Origin of the sequence: Mesorhizobium sp. KR1-2 (assembly GCF_040045035.1) — a bacterium.
In the GTDB taxonomy this organism is placed as follows: Bacteria; Pseudomonadota; Alphaproteobacteria; order Rhizobiales; family Rhizobiaceae; genus Pseudaminobacter.
Window position 1 is genome coordinate 1 of record NZ_JBDZDS010000014.1, and the last position, 20,959, is coordinate 20,959.

A 20,959-nucleotide genomic window follows, 5' to 3' on the forward strand; every position below is an offset into this window, starting at 1 on the left:
AAATCGTCGGCCGCGCTCGAGATCTCGCCGGTGCCGGCATGGATCGCCCGCACGCTGGTCGAGATCGACGCCAGCGTCTGCTGCAGCTTCTCCACCGCGTCGTTGAAGTCGGCGCGCAGCTTGGCGAGCTTGTCCGGGAACGGCGCGTCGATGCGGTGCAGCAGGTCGCCCTGCGCCAGCTTGTCGAGCCCCTCGCCCAGCGCCGCGATCGCCACCTGGTCCTGACGGTCTTCCTCGGCCTTGGCCGCGGCGGAAGCCGCCCGCTCGGCCTCGGCCGCCGCCCGGCTCGCCTCGGCCTCCGCCTCCAGCCTCAGCTTGGCGATCGCCGCCTCCTTGAACGTCGCCACCGCCGCCGCCATCTGCCCGACCTCGTCGCGTCGCCCCACCGCCGGGATCGCCACCGTATGGTCGCCAGAAGCCAGCGCCCGCATCGCCCCCGTCATCCGGCTCACCGGACGCGCAATCTGATGCGAAAGCCACCAGCCAATCAGAACGAGGATGGCAACGATACCGATCGCGCCGCCAAGCTGGACATTCTTGACGATCGATGCGGCGTCGTTCTTCTTCGCGGTGACGTCATCCAGCCAGGAAGCGATCTTGGTTTGCACCTCCGAAATCGCCGAGCGCGCCATGGCTGCCTTTTCCGATCCCGCCGAGGAGGTGATCAGTTCGCGTCCCCGACTATAGGTGTCCGGCTTTGCCGCGTAGGAGACCCCTGGATCGCCAAATTCGGAGGTCCACTGACGTGCCATGGTGCGAATGTTTTCGATGGAGTCCTGCAGCAGCTGATCGCCGGCAGCGTCCTTCTTCGCTGCGTCGATCGCCTTGTCGAAGTCCTTGGTCAAGGCGAAATAGCGCTTCTGGATGTCTTCCCGCAGCGACAGCAGGTAGTGGCGCGCGAGGTTCATGCGATCGATGTTTGCGGCTTCAGCCTTGCCGATATTGGTCAGCAGGCGGTTGGCTATTTCATAGTCCCTCCCGGCGGTTTCCATCGTGTCGACGGCCCGCATCACCAGGAAAGCCACCACGACGCTGACCAGGGTCACAGCCGCGAACCCCAGCGCCAGCTTGCGGGTGATGTTGAGATTGGTGAGCGAAAAACCGCGGCTCCGTCCTGGGGCGTGGGAATTGGGCGCAGGCGCGGCGTATGGGAGGGAGCTCATCGGTTGTTTCCTTGCAGTAGAGATAGCGAGACTTCGGGGTTGCCTCCCCACAGGTCGCGGCGGGAAGGCTCCGGGTTGTCAAACAAATACACGGGGGGTGCGAGCCGGCAGAATTGCCGCGAGAAATGCCCGAGCCTGCATTTGGCCTGAATTAGCTGGTAAAAATTTTCTTAAAAATTTCCATGATGTTACTTTTCAATGTTTGATGCACGCAGGATCGACTTGTCGCCTGCCATGGAACGATGAAATCGATGATTGTTTATGAACACGCGACGTTCCCCCTCACGAATCGCACAGAAATCGCCCGTTAGAATTAACATCTGCCAAATAGCCCTCCACGCGCGGTCGCTCGATTGGGCGGCTGACGAAATAGCCCTGTGCATAGTCGCAGCCCTGCGCCTTGAGGAACCTGAACTGCTGCTCGGTTTCGACGCCCTCGGCGACAACCTTCATCTTCAGGCTTTGGGCGAGGCTGATTATGGTGCATGCGATCGCCGCATCGCAGACATCCGACTGGATCTCCTTGACGAAGGACTGGTCGATCTTGAGCTTGCTTACGGGATAGCGCTTGAGATGCGACAAGGACGCGTAGCCGGTGCCGAAGTCGTCCAGGGTGATGACAATGCCGGCGCGGTCCAGTTCCCGCAAAGCCTCCGAGATCCGGTCGCTGGAGCGGTCCAGCAGAACGTTCTCGGTCAGTTCGATCTCGAGTGCGTCGGCCGGCAAGTCGAACTTGCGCAGCAGCGCTAGAACCCCGCTGGCAAAGTCGCTCTGTTTAAGCTGCGCCGCCGCGACATTGACCGCGATCGGGCCCGGAGCGTAGCCGAGATCCCGCAGCCGGCGCGCCGTTTCCATGGACTTCTCGAGAACCTGGTAGCCGAGCTGAAGGATCAGGCCGGTTTCTTCGGCAACCGGGATGAATTCGCTCGGCGGGACAGACTGGCCATTGTGCGTCCAGCGGGCCAGGGCCTCGAAGCCGACATGGGTTCGATCGGCTAATCGCACCTGCGGCTGAAGGGCGATGTCGATCGCGCCGGTAGCCAGAGCCGCCCTCAGGGCATCGCCCGTTGACTGCCGCCGCTCAACCCGTTCGCGCAGGGCCGGATCGAAGAAGCAGGTCATGCCTCGCCCGCGCGCCTTGGCCTGATAGAGCGCTATGTCTGCATGCTTGAGCAGCTCCTTGGGCGCGTTGCCGTCGGTCGGAAACATGGCGACGCCGATGCTGCAACGCGGATTGAGGGTGCGGTGCTCGATATCCGTCGGCCGCTCGACGCAGGCCAGGATCTTGTCGGCAACCCTGACCGCATCGTCGACGCCCGCCAGGTTCGGCACGACGATAGCGAATTCATCGCCGCCGAGCCTGGCGATCGTATCGGACTTGCGCAGGGCTTCGCGGAACCGTTGCGCGATAGTCAGCAAAAGCACGTCGCCCGCGTCGTGCCCGAGCGTGTCGTTGACGCTCTTGAAGTCGTCCAGATCGACCACCAACAGCGCGCCTTCGCGGGCGGAACGTTCGCTTGCCGCGATGGCGTCGGTCAGCCGGTCGAACAGGACGCTGCGGTTGGACAGGCCGGTCAGCGGGTCCTGCTCGGCCTGGCGCTTGATGACAAGCTCAGCCTGCTTCAGATCGGTGATGTCGCTGCGAACGCCTACCACATGGCCCGAGCGCGACCGCCGCTCGCGCACCTGCAGCCAGCGGCCGTCGCTCAATTGCTGGAGCACGCGCTTGCCCGGATTTCGATGTTCGCGCATACGCGCCGCGATCCACGCCTCGCGTGCGTCGGGCGTCTTCCTGGCGATGTTGAACTGCCCGTGCTCGACGCCGAAGCGCAGGATACTCTCGAAGGACACGCCGAGTTCGATGATTGGTGCGGAAACGCCATAGTAGCGTTTGAAGGTTTCGTTGAACAAAGCCAGGCGATCGTTTTCGTCGAACGCGGCCACCGCGTCGGGTATCGCTTCGAGAATGTCGCGCAGGAGTGCCTCTGCTTCGCGCCGCTTCTGGTTCTCCGCGGTCAATGCCGCCTCGGCCGCCTTGCGCCGGGTTATGTCATAGCGGATCGAGACGTAGCCTTTGATATTTCCCGACGGGGCCAGCAGCGGCACGATGGTGGTGTCGACCCAATACAGGGCTCCATCCTTGGAGCGATTGCAGACTTCTGCGTGCCACAGGCCGCCGCTTGCGATCGTGCGCCACATGTCCGCAAAGAAACGTCTGGGGTGCAGACCGGAATTGACCACATTGTGCTTTCGCCCGATCAGTTCGTTGCGACGATAGCCGCTGATCTGGCAAAACAGGTCGTTGACATAAACGATGGTTCCGCCTTGATCGGTTATCGCCACGATGGCGTGTTGATCGAGGGCGGCTTTGTAGGCGCCGAACTCCGCTTGTATCTGCTTGACCTTGCTCCCCGCCATGTCAAAATCCCGACTGGCCACGGCAGCTACGGCGGAAGAATCTGCTCTCCCCTCGCTTCCGAACGACGTAGGTTCCTGATGCAATGACATGCTTCCCCCTTTCGGCCGCAGTGTCCCCCTCCCGCGGCCGCCCCATTCATCACTGTCTATGCAAGAGACACCCGTGCCCTTTCACAACTCCCGCTCAAAACAAACCACTCTAGCGGAGTCTTGCGGAACACCGTTATGTTCCAGCATTCCTGACTCTCGATACCGACGAAGTCATCATATGTACGGAGCCGAATGAACCATACCGTACACATCAAAAGGTTAATTGGAGATTAATGGCATTGAGCACGCAAGATACACTCCTCATCACTGCCGGAAATACCATGCAGTCGGCTCGGCACGCTGTATTGGGTAATGAAATTCGCAACAAGGTGCTTCTGTCATTGCGGCCCGAAGCGCAGGACTTCTTGAGAGAGCGCCTGGCAAGCAGGCCTATTGCAGTTGGCGATGTGATCTTTGCGGATGGCGCGCCCGTTACCCATGCGGTTTTTCCGAACGAGGGCGTGATTTCCTACATGGCCGAGATGGAAGATGGGCGAAGCGTTGAAAAGGTATCGATAGGACTTGAAGGGTTTGTCGGCGTGGCGCTGGTCATGGGAGGCGGCAACGCGATGGGAAGAACCGTGGTCCAAGTGGCCGGTTATGCGTCCTGGCTTTCCATTGACGATCTCAATGCCGCGCATGAACGCTTCGTGTGCGTTCGCGAAGCGATGCTGCGCTATTCGAAATCCCTGATCGTCCAACTCATGGAGTCGGTTGCCTGCAACAGCCTGCACACAGCCGAACAGCGTGTGACGCGTTGGCTGCTGCAAACCCACGATCGCATGCAAGGTGACGAGTTCATCTTGACGCAGGAGGCCGTATCGCAGGTGCTCGGACTGCGACGCGCCACGGTGAGCGGCATCTGCTCGGGGCTGCTCGATGCCGGCGTGATCAGCTACCACCGCGGCCACGTCACCATTCGCGACCGTGCCGCCTTGGAGGGACACGCCTGCGAATGCTATCGGCGAGTGCTGGACGCATCTTTGCTAAGATGATCGGGCGCAGCGACCAGGTTTGATTGCCGGCTTGCCACCCTTCCATGTCATCATTGTCATAACATTGTCATGGAATGCGTATCAAATATGGCGCATCTCGCGCATTCACTAGTAATTACTGTCTTGTCGGGGCTTGGCGGCGCCGTTCCAATTCAATGGCCAATAAATGCAGATAATTACTTGGTTGGTAATGAATTTTTCGAATCAAATTTAAATTAAGCTCCAATTAACATTTCGTTGTGTACGGTATTGTTCATTCGTTACCGTACACATGAAGACTTTCATCGACTCTGGTGAATGGGACGACCGCAACGGCGGCCGTATGGGGAAAGCGTGTCATTGCATAAGAATCCTAAGGGCGTTCGAAAAAGCGACTAGTAGGGGGCAATCTGCCGTAGTTGCCGGGCAAGCGGGGCTTACAGAGCATCATAGGAAGATCAGGTGGTTGCGGTGGAATTCGGCGCGCCGGGTCCGATTTCATGTAAACGCTCGCACATGACGGCTGCTCGACCAATGAAATGCCATCGCGATGGCGCCGCTGGACTGGATTTTTTTATTGTAATTGAACCGCAATATTCGTGCGGGAACTGCGAATTGACGCTTTAATCCATGAAATATCGCTTGCCGTGACTGGTGAAACGTAAGCGACATGGCCGATGAACTCAACTAGAGAGGAACATCTTGATGGCACATTCGACAGGTGGGCAGGGCTCTTTGAATGAACGTCTGCATTTCATTGGCATGGATCAAAAAGCGCGCGAAACGCTGAGCAGCTTGCAGCCACTTCTCGGCCGCTCGCTCGGGCCGGCTCTGACTGCCTTCTACGAAAAGGTGAAGGCGACGCCCGAAACACGGAGTTTCTTTGGCGACGATAAGCATATGGCCAGCGCAAAAAGCCGCCAGGAGCAGCATTGGCAAATCATCGCGGAGGCCCATTACAACGACGACTATTTGAATGCCGTACTCAAGGTCGGACAAACCCACGCGCGCATCGGCCTCGAACCGCGATGGTATGTCGCCGGATATGCGCTGGTGTTGGAGCAGTTGATCCATGCCGTCGTGAAGGAGCGGTGGCCGAGCTTCATGGCGATGGCCAAGCGGCGGCCAGAAGGGATGGCAGAGACGTTGTCGTGCCTCGTCAAGGCTGCCATGCTGGACATGGATCTCGCCATCTCGGTTTACCTGGAAACCCTAGACGAGCAACGCCGTAAAGCCGAGGAAGCTGGGCAGGAGGCACTCAGGCAAGAGCGGTCGCTTGTGGCCAATTCGATTGGCGTCGGCTTGGCCAAACTGGCGGCCAAAGACCTGTCCTATAGGATCGAGGAGGATATGCCCGAGGCCTATCGCAAGTTGCAAAGCGATTTCAACGCGGCGATCGAGCAGCTGGAAGGGGCGATGCAGAGCGTTGCCGGCAGCACGAATGCGATCCAGTCGGGAACGCAGGAAATGGCAGTGGCAGCCGACGACCTGTCACGCCGAACCGAACAACAGGCTGCAAGTCTCGAAGAGACCGCCGCCGCGCTCGACCAGTTGACGGCGACGGTCAAGAAATCGGCCGAAGGGGCGGCTCATGCGCGTCAAGTCGTCGTTACCGCCGACGAGGATGCCAAACAGAGCGCCCTTGTCGTGCGCCAAGCAGTCGAGGCGATGGACGCAATTTCGAAATCGGCGCGGCAGATCAACCAGATCATTGGTGTCATCGACGAAATCGCCTTCCAGACCAATCTTCTCGCCCTAAACGCTGGCGTCGAGGCGGCGCGGGCCGGCGATGCAGGTCGAGGCTTTGCAGTCGTCGCCTCCGAGGTGCGGGCGCTCGCTCAGCGCTCCGCCGAAGCGGCCAAGGAGATCAAGAATCTGATTTCTGACTCGACGACGCAGGTGGAAGGCGGTGTCAAACTGGTCGTCGAAACCGGCAAGTCGCTTGAAAGGATTTTGGCGCAGGTGGCTGACATCAACAATGTCGTCAGCGATATAGCCTCCGGGGCACAGGAACAGGCTGCCGGGCTTGACCAGGTCAACACTGCGATCAACCATATGGATCAGGCGACGCAGCAGAATGCGGCAATGGTTGAGGAATCAACGGCGGCCACCCATTCGCTGTCGCATGAAACCGGGCAACTGGCAGAGCTGATCGGCCAATTCCAGGTCGGCCGAAGCGGCGGAGACGATTACATTCGTCGCGAGCTGAAAAAAGTCGCGCCGCACGTCTTTCGGTCCGTGACCAAGCCCCCGGCTGCAAGAGGCGTCCAAAGATGATGTCAAGCGGAGAGGTAACTCGGGAAAAATGAACAGGGGCTTTAAGTGGAATTTCTGCCTGAAAGCGGCACAGACGCCGTAAACAGGAGAAACCATCACGAAACGCCCTTGCCGTAATCACGGCCCCGAGTTCAAGGCGAACCATTAGAGCGTTTTCCGATCATTCTTGGTCATATCCGCATGATATCAAGTAGTTTGTGCATTCATCGGGCTCGAAAATGTCGACGAGGGTTCCGATAAGATCCCACAACCTGGAGACGGTCCGCTCACCGGGTGTTCGCAGCATTGCCTTGAGCCGCGGGAAGGCTTTCTCAATGGGTGAAGTCGGGGCTGCAAGGCGGAAGGAAGGGGCAGAGCCCGCATCTAGGCGCGCCGCACGCGAGTGATTCACCGATCTCTGCGTCCGGATTGAAGCGATCGGTCGCCGTCATAACGATCATCGCTATCCAGCAGGCCCATCCCTTTGCAAGAGACACCTCCTTTTAGATGAATACCGTCGGCTAGCGAAGTCTGATTTGATCGGCATCTTGTGACCCGGCATGCGCTTTTATCTCGACCGGATCACCGGGCATGCAGCAAGCAGGCTGAAATCATGGATGGAAGCATTTTCCGGAACCTCGTGCCGCCCCGGATCAGGGCGACAAAGGATGCGCTGAAATCATGGTATGGTGGTGAGCCGGAGCTGCGGCTGCTGCCTCATATTTGTGCTCGCGACGAGCTCGCGATCGACATTGGGGCAAATCGCGGCGTTTATTCGTGGCATCTTCGTCGCTGGGCCAGCGGTGTCGTGGCCTTCGAACCGCTGCCCGAAATGGTGCGCGCCCTCGAGCGGGCGTTCGGCTCAAGCGTCCGAATAGAAGCGGTCGCACTGTCCGATGCAGACGGAACCGCGACGCTGCGCATACCATCAGACCGCATGCTTCAAGGCTGCGCCACGATCGAGGAAGAAAATGTGCTTGGCGGAGAGGTGGCAGAGATCCGCGTACCGCGCCGTAGACTGGACGGATATCGCTTCGATCGCGTAGCGGTCATCAAGATTGATGTCGAAGGCCATGAATTGGCCGTTTTGAAAGGCGCCTGCGCGCTTTTAGCGCGAGATCATCCAACTCTCATCGTGGAGGCGGAGGAGCGTCATCGTGAGGGCGCGCTCGAAAGCATCTGCGATTACCTGTCCACATGGGACTACCAGGGCTTCGTTCTTTGGGGCGGCCGCCTTCAACCTCTGAACGAAATATCGGGTGGGTCTGACTTCGGTCGCGAAGCTGCAAAGCAGGGCATATACAATTTCGTATTCGCGGCACGAGACGATGTGATCGAAAGAATGCGGATCCTTCACGCTCGTCGAACAGAGTAGGGACGAGGACGGTATGAGTAAGGAACCCTTGATGATGTCCCAAGGAGTGGTGTAGCTTCGGCGCTGGCCGTGCTTTCCGGCTTGGGCCGGGAACGGATCAGCTTGCCGCAGCGGGCCGGCAAGAGCGGACGGCGCGTCAAAATCGCGGGCTTGGCACCGCCAATTCGATTGTGGTTCTCTCTCGCCCGGATGGCGGCGTTGCTGACAATTCCGCTGCAATCGGTAGCGTCTGGAAACTGGGAGGCACAGCACCGAATTGAATGGCTGCATGCATATCTGCCCGTCCCCGTTCATATTCCCTGACGCGCTCGGCCTTCCGCAGATAGGCCTCCGCCTCCACATTCTGCTGAACAAAGGCCTTCAGCAACGCTGGAAAGTCTGGCTCGATCATACCAGCCTCACAGCTTGCGGCCTGGGCGCGGCGGTTCAGGTTCTTCAGAAGTTCCTCGTGATTGCGGCGAGCGAACAGGCGTTCCTCGGAAATGGGCCAGGCGTCCTGAAGATAGGTACGGAGTTCGGCAACGTTTTTCTGGAAGAGTGAACCGTAGTCGATGCTGACGTTCATCCGATGGAACCAGCCAAGGCATTCCGAAAGCCTCAGCCGAGCTAAGCGATAGTCGCTCGTTCCGAGAGAGGCGCGATAAAGTGGCTTGCCGACGAGCGGCGCGACCTGAACGGCGAAGCGAACCTGCATTAAGTAGCATCCGTCGCGCCGTGCCAAATAGGAGGTACGAGCCATGCCATCTCCGCTTACAATTGCGTGAGATGTCTCACAGCATCCAGAACCTGCTGATTCCTTTAACTAACTGATTTTCCGATCTGGGATCAATGGTAGCGGAGGAGGGAAAAATTCTCTCGCCGCGTAAGCTATTGAAATTCAACGATCCAGCGGATCGAAAAAGGTACCAAAAGGTACCAGGCATTATGCCTATCTGTAGGTGACGTGCAATGGAGATGTTTGCGAACTCGATTGCAATTGCTTGCCTCGCACGGTTCGCATCCAGATGAGCATTTTCGAACGGCTTTGATGCAGAACGCTTGACTTTGGCGAACTCAATGGTGATCTTGGTGCCTCAGCTTGGCAGAAACCATGGAGGGTAGCCCAAGCGCAACGGGAAACCGTGCGCGAGGTCTATGGTGGGTTCCGCGCACCGAAAATGGAGCGTGGGCGATGTCGAAGGACATTGTTGAGCAAGCAATGAAGTTCTCCCTGTCGGTCGCCGCTCAGGCGCAAACCGACAAAGTTGATCCTCCTATTCCCCAGCGGAAAGCTGCTGAGCATCTTGGTATTTCCGTCAGTACGTTGCTCCGCTGGCGAGCACGCGGACAAGGACCGAAGGGCTTCAAGATCGGAGGGCGCGTCAAGTATCGCCTCTCTGAACTGAATGCGTTCATCAGTCGGTGTGAGGATCCCTCGTGCACTGGGGTGACCAGCGATGAGTGAGGAGATCGACCGCATTGGCGACGAAGCATGGCGGGCGATACGTTACCGTATGACCGTCAACGAAAACGCGTCGCTGCAGATGCCTGCCGCAGTTTTCAGTCAGGCTGATCGTGGCGAAGCCAGTAAGGTGATAGCTGCATATCGCGCCGCATTGCAACGGCTGGAAAAGGCGTCCGCCAAAAAGAGTTTCAAGCAAATTCAGGACGCACGGAAACGCGTCTGCCGCAGCTTCTCGGCAAGGTTTGTGGCGACCGTCCGTGCAACTCGAAACTTCAAGGAGCCTGACGTTGCCCGCTGCAAGGACGAGCAGCAGGAAGCGCAGAAGAAGGCGCAGGAGCTCGAGCGCCAGCGTGACGAAAAAACGGTGAAGGCCGATCACCTGATCCATCAGCACCACTACTTCGCCTATACAGTGTCGCTGCTTTAGATTGCGATTGCTCTGGGCGCCGTGGCTGCATTGACGCGAAAGCGCCTCGCCTGGCTCGGTTCGACGGCGCTTGGCATCATCGGCGCTAGTATATTTCTCGGGGCGCTCGTTACATCCTGAGCCAAGCCGGGTTGGGAACCGGCACCAGCGGTCAGCCGGGAGGGTAGCCCGGCGTTTCGATTTCAGCAGCGTGGGGAAGCTCGGTCTATCCCGTCTGGTTCATACCCAGAAGATAGCCGGTTCAAATCCGGCCGCTGCAACCAGGCTCACGCGCAGCGCAACAGAGTTGGGTACAGATTACGGCGCCTCGGTCATGAGCCAGGCGGCGATCCAATCAGAGAGCGATTGGGTCGCCGCGCAACTGCCTCACTGGCAATCAGAGACAATCACCTTACAGTTGGGGCAATCCTTCAGGGCCATCTGCTCGGCGATGCGCTTGGTTTTTCCATAGCCAATACCGTAGTTGACCCGGTCGCCAGCATAAGCCCCGCACCGTTCAAACCAGACCGCTACCTCGCATGTCCTGTTCCCGGCAGCATGGCACGTCTTGATGGCGTCGCGCTCTGCTTCCCTTCGCGATGATCCCCATCCAACGCCATAACCAGCTTCTTCGGCAGACGTACCTTGTCCGTCATTCACCGCAATCGCGCCGAACGCGAATGCAGAAGTAACCTGTAGTCCAACAATGGTCGCGACGAGCAAACCCAGTCTGATTTTGTGAAACAATCTATCCCCCCTGTGGCGGCACTATGCCTGCCAGCCCCAGATATATTGATGGGGCTGAATGACAAATGAACGGCCAGAAAGATTCGGATCAGGACAGTGGAGGGACAAGGCTAAGGTCGATCTACTTTACTCCGCCAGCCATTGTTCATAGGTTTGGCTTTCGCTTCCTGCGAGCGATGCCGAGTGGAAACCACGGCTCGCTTCGGCAGCTATTCCGCTATCAGGAAGAAATCCACAGCCGCGAAGGTCAACGCCAGGCCGCCGATGAAGACAACCCAGGTGATGATCGAGGCGCGGATTTCGACCCTCTTCTCTGCAGGGGTGCGGTTGTCCTTGTCGGGCTCAGTCACTTGGCAAACTCCTGTCGGTGGCTCTATGGACGGTGACGAGCCGTGGGCCGCCACCGTCACCAAGATTATAGATCGACACCTGCCAGCCTGGTCATAAGCGCTTGCCGGTCACCGAGGGATTTGAGGCGGATCGTCAAAGTCTCGCTCTTGATTGGAACCTGAGGTGGCAAGCTGACTTCGATTTCAGGAGCATGCTCGGCTGCCCACTCCTTGAACCTGGGCAACTTGTTCGCACCGCTGATGGGGAACGTGAAACTGTATTTGAAGGTCATCGGATCAATCCCAAAGAAGTGGCGCTCGGCTGGGAGCGCGCGCGAAATCAAGCGCAGCAAACAGCACAGCCGGCGCACGTACATTTCTGATGTGGTGGATGTCGCTTCCCTGGCGCCGCTCTTGCCTTCGCAGGTAGCGGCACCAGGTTGTCAGCCTGTTTGAAGGCCGCCTTTGCAGATGATGACGATGGCAAAGGAAACTATGTGCATGGCCCGTATCTCGGCCATATGCCAGCGATTGTCAAATTGGTTGCCTGCGGTCAGTTCGCCGCACGGAGGCAGGAGTAGACATGGCGCTGACCGACAAGCGGCGTCATCCGGGCCGACCCGAGGCGGAAGCATACCGCAAGCTCTACCGTGACCAGCGCTGATGTGGCCGCCGGCCCAATGGGCGTCGAGTAGGGCAGAGATCCCGGCCGCGCGGGTAATCGCGGCATTTCTCAACCGAAAGGAACCCTGATGGTTCGAACCTTCCGAAGCATTTTCTTCGGCGGCCTCGCCATGCTTGCGGCTGCCATCATCTCTGCCATCATCTTCAGAATGCCGGCATCTGCCGTCAGTCGGGACGCCGGCATCTACAACCTGACCGATGAGCCGCCGGGCCATGTGGCGCCGGACCTGATGAAGGTCGCGGCGATCAATCCCGGGCTCGAAGCCGTGCCCAAGCCGGGTGACGGTGCTTTCGACGCCATTTTCGTTCGTTCGAACCAGTCGCTGACCGCCTGGCGCTTCGCCGCCGACTGCCACTCGCGCCGCGATCCGCACATTCGTCTCGGCTGAACCTTAGAAGGCCGTTGTCCTACAGCGGGCGACGGCATCGAGTTCCGCCGCTTATTTCCGCCAGATTTTATCATAGAACACGACCAGGTTTGGTGCATCCATCGGTGGTCCGATGCGATAGACGCCGAGCTTAAAGAACACCCTGTTGCCAGACATCGTTTTACCCTTGAAGTCGTAGGCAAGGGCGTCGTTAACGAAGACCTTGAAATAGCCATCCTGCGTCTTGCGCCAATACGCTTCGACGCGGATATCATGCCAGCGGCCGCGCAGTTCCTTCTCGTCAATGACGGTGCGAACATCAGTACCCACGCTGTTGCGTGTTTCATCCACCCTTCGCTTCACTTGCAGGCCGCCGCCCTGGCTCTGATAGAAAAACTGGAACGCCGGATGAGAATCGGCCTGATGGAATTGACCCATCACGATCTGCGAAAGGTCTTTCGGGTTCCAGTCGACTGGGAGGTAAATGCTCCATCCGTATTGAGTGCGGGAATTTGGCTTGATCCAACTCTTTTCTGGGGTGGTGAGTTCAACGCGCTCATTTGAGTGGTAGCAGTCATCCCAATCCGCGCTCTTTCCACAGTCGCCCTTGTGGAGTTCAATGCGGAGCGAGTACTTGCCGTCGCGAACAGGAAGCGGTGTGGAGGCCAGGAGCATCCCGTAGTCTTTTACATTCGACAACGGGTCGCGATAGACGCTCAGCCCGGTAGCAACGTCTTTTCCTAGGGGCTCCCCGGCAACGACTTTGGCTAGACCGTCGATTTCCTGGGACAAGCCAGCCGTCGGGAAAAAGGCCAAAGCAGCCAGCATAAAAGGCAATGCACGCGCGCCCATCGTCCCCTCCCGTCGCCTCAACGCAGGAAACCACACATGGCGCTGAGCGACAAGCAGCGGCCCCACTCCCGCCGGCCTGAGGCAGAAGCATACCGCAAGCTCTACAGAGATCTGCGCTGGTGCGGCCCGCATGGCATCCGCCAGCAGGCACTATTACGGGACCTCTACACCTGCCGGCGCTGCGGCTGCCTCCTGGTCACCGGCAACCGTCACCATCCACGTGCCGCTGTGGTCAACCACATCAAGCCGCACAAGGGCGACCCGAAACTGTTCTTCGACCTTGAGAACACTGAGAGCGTGTGCAAGGCCGACCACGACACGCTGATCCAGCGCGAGGAAGCCAGAGGCTACGCGATCGGCTCGGATGTGGCTGGCCGGCCTGTTGATCCTGGTCTGCCCCCTGAAAAGTGATCCTTCTTGAAGCATGGCTTGAATATCTTCTGCCCGAACAGCGTCACTTGAAGGGTATCTGGAAACATAGACGCCCACGGCTCGACATCGACATTGCCGCGAATTGCCGAGACTGGCGCAACACGTTCCAATCTCTCGATGATGGTGGGGTTTCCAATGTCGCCCGCATGGACGATGTGGTCGACGCCTTTAAGAAGCGCAACAGCGTCCTCACGCAGAAGGCCGTGAGTATCTGAGATCACACCGAGAATGTTCATAGAGCCCAGAACTATCAGTCCTCGCTGGCACTGGCGCCGAGCACTGGGCTACGATTGCCTCGCTCATCGAGAGCTGCAAGCTCAACGGCATCGAGCCTCACGCCTATCTCAGCGACGTCATCACCCGCATCGTCGCCGGCCATCCGCAAAGCCAGATCGATGATCTGCTGCCTTGGGCCTACATAGCTGAGCCGCTCAAGGCGGTGGCCTGAGAACAGCGCATACGTCGAACTGGCGGCCCTTGAACATTTAATCCTCCGAAAATGTCAGAGGCGCTCTTGCCACAGTGCCGGTGATGAAAAGGTTGCAACAGATCCCAGGCGGCACCAGCCCGTCGCATCATGCCCGTCATTCCGCGAAAGGCCAACGAGACGGGCAGGCCCCGGCTTCTCTACAAAGGCCGCGCCCGCATCGAGCAGGCCGTCGGCAAGCTCAAGCGCTTCAAACGTGTCGCCCTACGATGCGAAAAGACGAAGCGGAACTTCGCACCCACCGTCGCTCTCGCCGCAGGTTTCATCTTGGTCAAATCCGCCCACACTCCCTAGTTTTCCTTGATCCGCATCTGCAGAGGAAGGTTTAGCAGGCGAGTTCTTCCGCACGCTTCGCCAGTTTCCGATGCGCCTCCTCGATGGGATCGCGCACAAGAACGAATGGGCATGCCGCGAGGCTCAGAAGAGCCTTCAGATGGGCCCGGCCACCTTCACAGCCGGCAAGGCGGGCATAGGGCCTCATCTTAGATCCGATCCGATCGGGGTAGAGGCGCTCGTACTCCACGAAATTCGTGAAGTTCTCATGGTTGCGGTCCCAGACCCGTAAGGTCTCGGCGGGAGCGCCCTCGGCCAGGACTATCTGGTGGGTTGCCAGCACGAGGTGGAAATATTCGATCACCTCCAGGTGGTCGGGATTTACGGGGGCAACCGAAGTGCCGTTGACCAGGTGCTTTACCGGGATGAGAACCCCGTCGATGAACAGGGCGTGGTTAGGTGATAGATACAGATCCGAATGAGGCGTCTGCTCGGCCAAGGCCCCGCGCCCCACGTGAATGGGCACCACTTCCTCCGGCCAGGAAGAGCCGCTTCTGCGGTAGCTCTGGCGACCGATCCACAGCGCCGGCAAGGTCTTGCCGTCCACCGTTTCGATCGGATCGCCTACCTTCAGGTCCTCGACCCGCACCGGCCCAGAGGAGGTCAGGATCGAGGTGCCGCGAAGGAAACAGTTCGGGCCTCGGCCCTTTCCGTGACCGCCGCCGTCAGAATCTTCTCCCTGGCTGTTGTCGTCCTTGGCATTTGCCGACGATGGGAGAACCATGGCAGTCAGCGTGCCGAGCGCAGCAGCTCTGGCCGCCACTGCTGCCGTGAGGCCAATGAAATGACGGCGTGCCTCGTCGACTCGGCGCGCGGACTTGTTGCCTTGAAAATCATGGTTCTCCGTGGACCGGGGCATGGGTTCATTCCCTCTACCGTTATCACTCAAACAATTCGTCTACAGTCGTTCAATGTTCGCCGCCTGCAAACCTAGCCTTTTGATGAATGGTGACGAGTCGACTACACAAAAATGCTAGGTGGCCTTCGCCAGCCACCATCGCCTCGTTTGCAAACTTCCTGGGCGCGCGCTCTTCTTCACCACTCCGGCCGGAAGCAGGAGCCGCCGCCGAATTGGCGATAGCAGCTGCTCAGGAAACTCGATCCGGCTTCCGCTACCATCAACACCTCGGGTTGGCGCGAAACACCGACGATGGCTTCGCCAAGCGGGTCGCCGCACTGGTGGCATGGCGTCGCCTTATGAGTTCACGACCTAAGCAACGCGCGTCGTGGGGTATCCCGGCCTACGAAGCCGACATGGCGACGATGTCCGGCTTGACCCCAGCTATCCACTGGGGCGCTGTGCGGCGGCTCTCCGCGCACTTTTCGGAATAGTCCGGGTGCTTGGCATGTACCCGACTGGCGAAAAGCGCCATCAATGAACGGCGGGCACGCATGCCAAATGGCCAAGAAGGCGATGTTGCGCTCAGGTCCCACGATGTCGAGAAGGTGGCCCAGGTGTATGGCATTGCTGTCAACCCAGACGATCCTACGACGTTCCGCCTCCGCCCACGGGGCGCCAACGACACAATAAACGTTTCCATTGAGGCCTGGCACCGTCTTGCTGGGGCATGGCCAGTCCCACATTGCCCCGTAGCTCCGCAATGCGTTCGCGCCCGGCGACAATCGGCTCGCCGCTCCGTCGCTTGCCATGATCGCCCATCCGAGGGCAACGACGGTGCCGACAGAGAGAGCTCCAATCGAAACGGTGAGCTTCGGCCTGCGCAGCTTTCGCATTGGCTCCTCGACGCAGCGCCATGAAATCCACGACAGCAGGAAGGTGATGAATATGAGAAAGACAGCTTCATGCACCTCCGGACGGTCGCCATTGGCATAGTGTCGGAACAGCACAATTGTCGGCCAATGCCAGAGGTAGAGCGAGTAGGAAATTTTGCCCACAAATGTTGCTGGTTCCAATGACAGCAGGCGCGCCGCGACCGTGGTGGATGACTTCGGCCAGATGATCAGCGCCGCTCCAAGACAGGGGTAGGCGGCATCCGTGCAAAGGACGTCTTCTCCAAGGCTTGCGACACGGCCTGGAGCCAACTTCTGGAGGCCCAAGCCAATCACGACGGACAGGCCGGAATCATTGTTCTGGACGCTGCGTTGGCGGACAGTTCAGTGCTCGCCGAAGTCGACGACCTGAAATTCATTCCTGGCGTCGGTTTTGTGGTGATTGTTGATTCAGCTCGCGGTGACTACCGCAACTTAGCAATCGCTTATGCTTTGGCGCGGGACCCTATTCTCCGGCCTAAGAGCGACGACATCGATTTGGAAATACTTTCGCTGATCGTTAACCGGACCGCGAAGGATCTTGCTGACGTGGCGGCCATCCGCTCGCTTGTCCTTTCCAATATCGAGAACGCCAAAGCGATCCTGGCGCGCTTGGAAAAGAGCCTCCTCCTGATGGAATTCAACGGCCGGTATCTGGCGAACCTCATGAAGGACGGGACCCTGTCCAAACAGGATCTGATCAGCTTCTACTCCGGAGAGGAGATCAAAGAACGCTACCGTTCGGTAGAACAGGACATTAAGGTCTTGGGTACCTAGAGCCGGTTTCCCGAAAGCCGAACGATCGCAGGTCTGGAGCGAGAGACTGCGACGATGCTTGCCCTGACCTGAATGAACGCTTTTGAATGTTCGAGCCCCGAAGCTGTCAGTCAGATTTCGGCCACCAAACTGCCAGTCCGCTTCGCGCCCCAAGTCAGACGTAAGAAACACCTTCTTCGCTTCCTGAAAGCAGTCATCGTTGCTGGCCACGGTGGGGTGCTCTATGCGTGCCAAGTCGGCCGCTGAGGTGCGCCTTGCGTTTCCTGAAAGGGTTTTGGAAATTGTTGAGAGGCGATTAAGCCTGAGGCGAGTTGTTTGCGATGTCGATCATCATTTAGGATGACTGGACACGATACGGACTGATTGCTGCCTGCCTGGCCGCAAGGGTGGGCAAAGGGGGCCAGGCTCCCCCGCGGCCGGTCATGTGGATCGTCCCCGCGTCGGTCCCCCTGATGCCCCCGCGAGGAGCGTCGCGTTCACACTCGATCAAGTCATAACGAAATTCAATTTTCTATCTCCCAAGCCAGCCCATACGTTCCGCCGCGCTGGCGTAATTCCGATTTCACATCGCGACTGCGCCTGAATTTGGGAGGGAGAAAGCTTGATGAAATCTTCACGGACACGTTTGCGGATTCTGGCATCGGGGCTTGCGATTTCGCTTTGCCCGGCCGTCGCGCAGGCAGAGGAAAGCCTGTCGATCATGAGCTTCGGCGGGGCCTATCAGGCCGCCGAACGCCAGGCGGTGTTCGAGCCGTATACCGCGCAGACCGGCATCCGCATCATCGAACAGGAGTACGGCGGCGAGATCGCCAAGATCAAGGCCATGATCGAAGCCGGCAATACCACGCTCGACGTGGTGGATGTCGACGCGCCGACCTTGCGGCAGGGCTGCGACGAAGGCATTTACGAGATCATCGACTGGGCCCAGATCGGTTCGCAGGACGAATGGATCGAGGGCACGGCCTCGGAATGCGGGGTCGGCAACATCGTCTATTCCACCATTCTGGCCTTCGACACGGAAAAGCTCGCCGACGGGCCGAAGACTATTGCCGATCTCTTCGATACCGAGAAATTCCCGGGCAAGCGCGGTCTCTGGAAGAACCCGATGACCAACCTGGAATTCGCGCTGCTGGCCGACGGTGTCGCGAGTGCCGATGTGTATTCCCTGCTCTCCACCAAGGAAGGCGTCGATCGTGCCTTCGCCAAGCTCGACACGATCAAGAAGGACATCCTGTGGTGGGAGGCCGGGGCGCAGGCTGCGCAGCTGCTTGCTTCGGGCGAAGTGGTGATGACGACGGCGTGGAACGGCCGAATTCACGACGCCAACAAGGAGGGACGCAAGTTCGCAATCGTCTGGGACAACCAGATCCTGGATTCGATGTTCTGGACGATCCCCAAGGGAGCCAAGAATATCGAAGGTTCGATGAACTTCATCAAGTTCGCGGTGCAGCCCGAGAACCTGGCGGCCACCACCAAGTACATTCCCTACGGACCGGTCCGCAAGTCGGCCAGCGGCTTCGTCGCACCTGGGGACGAGGCGAACCTGCCGACAAGCCCCGCCAACATGACCACCTCCCTTTTGCTGGACAACGGTTTCTGGGGTGACCACGGCGAAGAGATCCGCCGCCGGTTCATATCCTGGCTGTCACAGTAAAGATCGAAGCGACCTGGCGATGAACATCAAGGCTCAGTCCTCGGGGCAGTCCACTGCCCGCAACACGACGTCGAAGGGATCAGCTGACAAGGACCTGGTTCGCTTCCAGTCCGTGCGCAAGTCCTATGACGGCGTCCATTTCGTGGTGAAGGACCTCAATCTGTCGGTCCGGGAAGGTGAGTTTCTCACCATGCTCGGCCCTTCGGGATCGGGGAAGACCACGACGTTGATGATGCTGGCCGGCTTCGAAAGGCCAACGCTGGGTCGCATCCTGCTCGACGGCAAACCCGTCGAGCAGCTGCCTCCGGAGAAACGCAACATCGGCATGGTCTTTCAAAACTATGCGCTGTTTCCGCATATGACCGTGGACGAGAACATCGCCTTTCCGCTGCGCTATCGCGGCATCAAGGGGATCGAGGCGCGGGATCGCATTCGCAAGGCGCGGTCGATGGTTCATCTGGACGCCATGGCCGAGCGGAAGCCGGCGCAGCTTTCGGGCGGCCAGCAGCAGCGCGTCGCGCTGGCGCGCGCGCTCGTCTTCGAACCGTCCCTGGTGCTCATGGACGAGCCGCTGGGCGCTCTCGACAAGCAACTGCGAGAGCACATGCAGATGGAGATCAAGCAGATCCAGACCTCGCTTGGCATCACCATGGTGTATGTGACGCATGACCAGTCCGAGGCGCTGACCATGTCGGACAGGATCGCGGTTTTCCATGACGGTGTCATCCAGCAGCTCGCCGATCCGGTGACGCTCTACAACGCCCCGCAAAACAACTTCGTCGCCGGCTTCATCGGCGAGAACAATGCCATCGTCTGCGACGTCCAGGAACGCGGCCCCGTCAGCGTCGTGAAGGCGCAGGACGGCACGCTGATGACGTGCGTCGCCCCCGATCCGGAGGACGACGGCAGGGATCTGCGGCTTATGATAAGGCCCGAAAAGCTGAGGCTTGCCGGCGCGGAGCAGACGGGTCGCTCCAACGTCTTCTCGGGACAGGTCCGTGAAGCCTTCTTCCTCGGCGATCACATCAGGCTGAGGGTAAGCGCTCTCGGGCAAGACAATATTTCCATCCGCGTGACTGCGTGGGAGGGACTTTCCTTCCAGCCAGGCGACACGGTGAAGGTGGCCTGCAACGTCGATGACTGCCTGTTGCTTCGGGGGCAGGCATGACTGCGGCGCTTCACGACCGGATCGATGTTTTCATGGCGGTCAAGCGGGCCGAACGCCCTGCGCGGCGCGCGGCCTTTTCGCTGTCCTTGCCGCTGCAGGGCTTCCTCCTGCTGGCCTTTTTCCTGCCGATCGCGTTTCTGCTGATAGCCGCCGTCGGCAACCCCGAAACGCGGCAGATTCTGCCGCAGACACTCGGAGCCCTCGAGGGCTGGGACGGCACTCAAATCCCTCCGGACGCGGTGTTCGAGGCTTTCGAGGAGGACCTCAAGGCAGCGCACGCGAACCGCACGGCTGCACTGCTAGGCAAGCGGCTCAACTACGAAGTTTCCGGAAGCCGCAGCGCCGTCGTCGCCGCCGGCCGGCTGGCAGCGAGCAGGCCGAGCGGCTCTTTCAAGGACGCGCTGCTGGCATCCAATCCCATGTGGGGAACCGCCGAAATCTGGTCCGTCATCAAGCGTAACGGCTCGGCGGTCACGCCCTACTATCTCCTGATGGCGGTGGACCTGACCCAAAGCGCAGACGGCTTATTGAGGTGGGCGGACGAAGACCAGGGCATTTTCCTGGCGGTGCTTGGGCGGACCCTGTTGATAGCCTTGATGGTGACTATCGGCACGCTGCTGCTGGGCTATCCGGTTGCCTATGTCCTGACGCTGGCACCGCGAGGCGTCGGCAGCGTGATGCTGCTGATGGTGCTGCTTCCGCTCTGGACCTCGCTGCTCGTCAGGACGACGGCATGGGTGGCGCTGCTGCAGACCGATGGCGTCATCAACGACGTTCTGATGTTCCTTGGCTTGATCGACGAGAAGGTTCAGCTCATCTACACGCGCGTGGGCACGGTCACCGCCATGACCCACATCCAGCTGCCCTTCACGATACTGCCGATCTACAGCGTCATGCGCGCGATCAATCCTTCGCATGTGCGCGCCGCGCGGTCTCTCGGGGCCGGTCCGCTGAGCGCCTTCTGGCGGGTCTACGCGCCGCAAACGCTTCCGGGCGTGGTGGCCGGCTGCCTGATGACCTTCATCCTGTCGCTTGGCTACTACATAACTCCCGCCCTCGTCGGCGGCGCCAACGACCAGATGGTTTCCAACCTCATCTCCATCTACATCAACCGCGAACTGAACTGGGGAATGGCCGCTGCTCTTGGTGTGGTTCTTCTCACCGTCACGGTCGCAATCTACGCGCTGTTCCTGCGCCTGGTCGGCGCGGACAAGATCCGGCTAGGGTGAACG

At 59.4% G+C, this 20,959-nt stretch carries 21 protein-coding genes, 1 tRNA gene and 2 pseudogenes; 13 read left to right on the forward strand and 11 right to left on the reverse strand.

The window, feature by feature from the left end:
- A partial coding sequence (locus ABLE85_RS22305; RefSeq protein WP_348794909.1) for a HAMP domain-containing protein occupies positions 1-1,163 on the reverse strand: 1,163 nt, incomplete at its 3' end.
- 282 nt (positions 1,164-1,445) lie between these two features.
- Positions 1,446-3,581: an EAL domain-containing protein gene (locus ABLE85_RS22310; RefSeq protein ID WP_348794910.1), complete on the reverse strand. Its 2,136-nt coding sequence runs from the start codon at positions 3,579-3,581 to the stop codon at positions 1,446-1,448.
- A 323-nt stretch (positions 3,582-3,904) separates the two neighbouring features.
- Between ABLE85_RS22310 and ABLE85_RS22315 the strand changes: the two genes are divergently transcribed.
- Positions 3,905-4,666: a Crp/Fnr family transcriptional regulator gene (locus ABLE85_RS22315; RefSeq protein ID WP_348794911.1), complete on the forward strand. Its 762-nt coding sequence runs from the start codon at positions 3,905-3,907 to the stop codon at positions 4,664-4,666.
- Between the two features lie 684 nt (positions 4,667-5,350).
- Complete coding sequence (locus ABLE85_RS22320; RefSeq protein WP_348794912.1) at positions 5,351-6,922, forward strand: globin-coupled sensor protein; 1,572 nt, start codon at positions 5,351-5,353, stop codon at positions 6,920-6,922.
- Between the two features lie 160 nt (positions 6,923-7,082).
- Here ABLE85_RS22320 and ABLE85_RS22325 read toward each other — a convergent pair.
- Positions 7,083-7,269: pseudogene (locus tag ABLE85_RS22325) on the reverse strand (transposase); the annotation flags it as partial.
- 245 nt (positions 7,270-7,514) lie between these two features.
- On the opposite strand from ABLE85_RS22325, the gene ABLE85_RS22330 reads away from it, so the two are divergent.
- On the forward strand, positions 7,515-8,276 hold the full coding sequence (locus ABLE85_RS22330; RefSeq protein ID WP_348794913.1) for an FkbM family methyltransferase: 762 nt from the start codon (positions 7,515-7,517) through the stop codon (positions 8,274-8,276).
- A 136-nt stretch (positions 8,277-8,412) separates the two neighbouring features.
- Here ABLE85_RS22330 and ABLE85_RS22335 read toward each other — a convergent pair whose 3' ends face one another.
- Positions 8,413-9,015, reverse strand: a complete 603-nt coding sequence (locus ABLE85_RS22335; RefSeq protein ID WP_348794914.1) for a hypothetical protein — start codon at positions 9,013-9,015, stop codon at positions 8,413-8,415.
- Between the two features lie 432 nt (positions 9,016-9,447).
- On the opposite strand from ABLE85_RS22335, the gene ABLE85_RS22340 reads away from it, so the two are divergent.
- From ABLE85_RS22340 to ABLE85_RS22350, 3 genes are all read left to right on the forward strand, one after another.
- Positions 9,448-9,720 carry a helix-turn-helix domain-containing protein gene (locus ABLE85_RS22340; protein WP_348794915.1) on the forward strand — a complete coding sequence of 91 codons (273 nt, stop codon included), beginning with the start codon at positions 9,448-9,450 and terminating at the stop codon, positions 9,718-9,720.
- Positions 9,713-10,147: a hypothetical protein gene (locus ABLE85_RS22345; protein ID WP_348794916.1), complete on the forward strand. Its 435-nt coding sequence runs from the start codon at positions 9,713-9,715 to the stop codon at positions 10,145-10,147. Before ABLE85_RS22340 ends, ABLE85_RS22345 begins: the two co-directional genes overlap by 8 nt.
- A 184-nt stretch (positions 10,148-10,331) precedes the next feature.
- Positions 10,332-10,410, forward strand: a tRNA-Met gene (locus ABLE85_RS22350).
- Positions 10,411-10,513: 103 nt separating this feature from the next.
- Here the strand turns inward: ABLE85_RS22350 and ABLE85_RS22355 are convergent.
- The 3 genes from ABLE85_RS22355 to ABLE85_RS22365 all read right to left on the reverse strand — a co-directional run bounded on the left by ABLE85_RS22355 (position 10,514) and on the right by ABLE85_RS22365 (position 11,495).
- The gene (locus ABLE85_RS22355; RefSeq protein ID WP_348794917.1) at positions 10,514-10,873 is read right to left on the reverse strand and encodes a DUF4189 domain-containing protein; all 360 of its coding nucleotides are present in this window, start codon (positions 10,871-10,873) and stop codon (positions 10,514-10,516) included.
- 209 nt (positions 10,874-11,082) lie between these two features.
- Positions 11,083-11,223: a hypothetical protein gene (locus ABLE85_RS22360; RefSeq protein WP_348794918.1), complete on the reverse strand. Its 141-nt coding sequence runs from the start codon at positions 11,221-11,223 to the stop codon at positions 11,083-11,085.
- 65 nt (positions 11,224-11,288) lie between these two features.
- Positions 11,289-11,495, reverse strand: a complete 207-nt coding sequence (locus ABLE85_RS22365) for a hypothetical protein (RefSeq protein ID WP_348794919.1) — start codon at positions 11,493-11,495, stop codon at positions 11,289-11,291.
- 459 nt (positions 11,496-11,954) lie between these two features.
- On the opposite strand from ABLE85_RS22365, the gene ABLE85_RS22370 reads away from it, so the two are divergent.
- Positions 11,955-12,275, forward strand: a complete 321-nt coding sequence (locus ABLE85_RS22370; RefSeq protein ID WP_348794920.1) for a hypothetical protein — start codon at positions 11,955-11,957, stop codon at positions 12,273-12,275.
- Positions 12,276-12,326: 51 nt separating this feature from the next.
- Here the strand turns inward: ABLE85_RS22370 and ABLE85_RS22375 are convergent, their stop codons facing one another.
- Positions 12,327-13,106: a heparin lyase I family protein gene (locus ABLE85_RS22375; protein ID WP_348794921.1), complete on the reverse strand. Its 780-nt coding sequence runs from the start codon at positions 13,104-13,106 to the stop codon at positions 12,327-12,329.
- 36 nt (positions 13,107-13,142) lie between these two features.
- Here ABLE85_RS22375 and ABLE85_RS22380 point away from each other — a divergent pair, with 36 nt between their 5' ends.
- Positions 13,143-13,517, forward strand: coding sequence for a hypothetical protein (locus ABLE85_RS22380; RefSeq protein ID WP_348794922.1), 375 nt, complete (start codon positions 13,143-13,145; stop codon positions 13,515-13,517).
- Here ABLE85_RS22380 and ABLE85_RS22385 read toward each other — a convergent pair.
- Positions 13,454-13,759: a metallophosphoesterase family protein gene (locus ABLE85_RS22385; RefSeq protein ID WP_348794923.1), complete on the reverse strand. Its 306-nt coding sequence runs from the start codon at positions 13,757-13,759 to the stop codon at positions 13,454-13,456. The genes ABLE85_RS22380 and ABLE85_RS22385 overlap by 64 nt on opposite strands.
- Here ABLE85_RS22385 and ABLE85_RS22390 point away from each other — a divergent pair.
- Positions 13,753-13,986: pseudogene (locus tag ABLE85_RS22390) on the forward strand (transposase domain-containing protein); the annotation flags it as partial. The gene ABLE85_RS22385 and the pseudogene ABLE85_RS22390 overlap by 7 nt on opposite strands.
- Before the next feature lie 364 nt (positions 13,987-14,350).
- On the opposite strand, the gene ABLE85_RS22395 reads toward ABLE85_RS22390, so the two are convergent.
- Positions 14,351-15,217: a Hint domain-containing protein gene (locus ABLE85_RS22395; protein WP_348794924.1), complete on the reverse strand. Its 867-nt coding sequence runs from the start codon at positions 15,215-15,217 to the stop codon at positions 14,351-14,353.
- 344 nt (positions 15,218-15,561) lie between these two features.
- Positions 15,562-16,416 (reverse strand): acyltransferase family protein, encoded by an 855-nt coding sequence (locus tag ABLE85_RS22400; RefSeq protein WP_348794925.1) that lies wholly within the window; start codon positions 16,414-16,416, stop codon positions 15,562-15,564.
- 60 nt (positions 16,417-16,476) lie between these two features.
- Between ABLE85_RS22400 and ABLE85_RS22405 the strand changes: the two genes are divergently transcribed.
- The 4 genes from ABLE85_RS22405 (at position 16,477) to ABLE85_RS22420 (ending at position 20,956) form a co-directional block, all read left to right on the forward strand.
- Positions 16,477-16,905, forward strand: a complete 429-nt coding sequence (locus ABLE85_RS22405; RefSeq protein WP_348794926.1) for a hypothetical protein — start codon at positions 16,477-16,479, stop codon at positions 16,903-16,905.
- 604 nt (positions 16,906-17,509) lie between these two features.
- The gene (locus ABLE85_RS22410) at positions 17,510-18,559 is read left to right on the forward strand and encodes an ABC transporter substrate-binding protein (RefSeq protein ID WP_348794927.1); all 1,050 of its coding nucleotides are present in this window, start codon (positions 17,510-17,512) and stop codon (positions 18,557-18,559) included.
- A 19-nt stretch (positions 18,560-18,578) separates the two neighbouring features.
- Positions 18,579-19,727: an ABC transporter ATP-binding protein gene (locus ABLE85_RS22415; RefSeq protein ID WP_348794928.1), complete on the forward strand. Its 1,149-nt coding sequence runs from the start codon at positions 18,579-18,581 to the stop codon at positions 19,725-19,727.
- Positions 19,724-20,956, forward strand: a complete 1,233-nt coding sequence (locus ABLE85_RS22420; RefSeq protein ID WP_348794929.1) for an ABC transporter permease — start codon at positions 19,724-19,726, stop codon at positions 20,954-20,956. The genes ABLE85_RS22415 and ABLE85_RS22420 overlap by 4 nt, the downstream gene beginning before the upstream one ends.
- Positions 20,957-20,959: the final 3 nt, after the last annotated feature.

Bases quoted from the DNA above. Each gene is read 5' to 3' on its own strand.
- ABLE85_RS22310 (WP_348794910.1), bottom strand. From the start codon at position 3,581: ATGGCGGGGAGCAAGGTCAAGCAGATACAAGCGGAGTTCGGCGCCTAC.
- ABLE85_RS22330 (WP_348794913.1), top strand. From the start codon at position 7,515: ATGGATGGAAGCATTTTCCGGAACCTCGTGCCGCCCCGGATCAGGGCG.
- ABLE85_RS22415 (WP_348794928.1), top strand. From the start codon at position 18,579: ATGAACATCAAGGCTCAGTCCTCGGGGCAGTCCACTGCCCGCAACACG.
- ABLE85_RS22410 (WP_348794927.1), top strand. From the start codon at position 17,510: ATGAAATCTTCACGGACACGTTTGCGGATTCTGGCATCGGGGCTTGCG.
- ABLE85_RS22340 (WP_348794915.1), top strand. From the start codon at position 9,448: ATGTCGAAGGACATTGTTGAGCAAGCAATGAAGTTCTCCCTGTCGGTC.
- ABLE85_RS22335 (WP_348794914.1), bottom strand. From the start codon at position 9,015: ATGGCTCGTACCTCCTATTTGGCACGGCGCGACGGATGCTACTTAATG.
- ABLE85_RS22320 (WP_348794912.1), top strand. From the start codon at position 5,351: ATGGCACATTCGACAGGTGGGCAGGGCTCTTTGAATGAACGTCTGCAT.
- ABLE85_RS22315 (WP_348794911.1), top strand. From the start codon at position 3,905: ATGGCATTGAGCACGCAAGATACACTCCTCATCACTGCCGGAAATACC.
- ABLE85_RS22370 (WP_348794920.1), top strand. From the start codon at position 11,955: ATGGTTCGAACCTTCCGAAGCATTTTCTTCGGCGGCCTCGCCATGCTT.
- ABLE85_RS22420 (WP_348794929.1), top strand. From the start codon at position 19,724: ATGACTGCGGCGCTTCACGACCGGATCGATGTTTTCATGGCGGTCAAG.
- ABLE85_RS22345 (WP_348794916.1), top strand. From the start codon at position 9,713: ATGAGTGAGGAGATCGACCGCATTGGCGACGAAGCATGGCGGGCGATA.
- ABLE85_RS22395 (WP_348794924.1), bottom strand. From the start codon at position 15,217: ATGCCCCGGTCCACGGAGAACCATGATTTTCAAGGCAACAAGTCCGCG.
- ABLE85_RS22365 (WP_348794919.1), bottom strand. From the start codon at position 11,495: ATGACCTTCAAATACAGTTTCACGTTCCCCATCAGCGGTGCGAACAAG.
- ABLE85_RS22375 (WP_348794921.1), bottom strand. From the start codon at position 13,106: ATGGGCGCGCGTGCATTGCCTTTTATGCTGGCTGCTTTGGCCTTTTTC.
- ABLE85_RS22380 (WP_348794922.1), top strand. From the start codon at position 13,143: ATGGCGCTGAGCGACAAGCAGCGGCCCCACTCCCGCCGGCCTGAGGCA.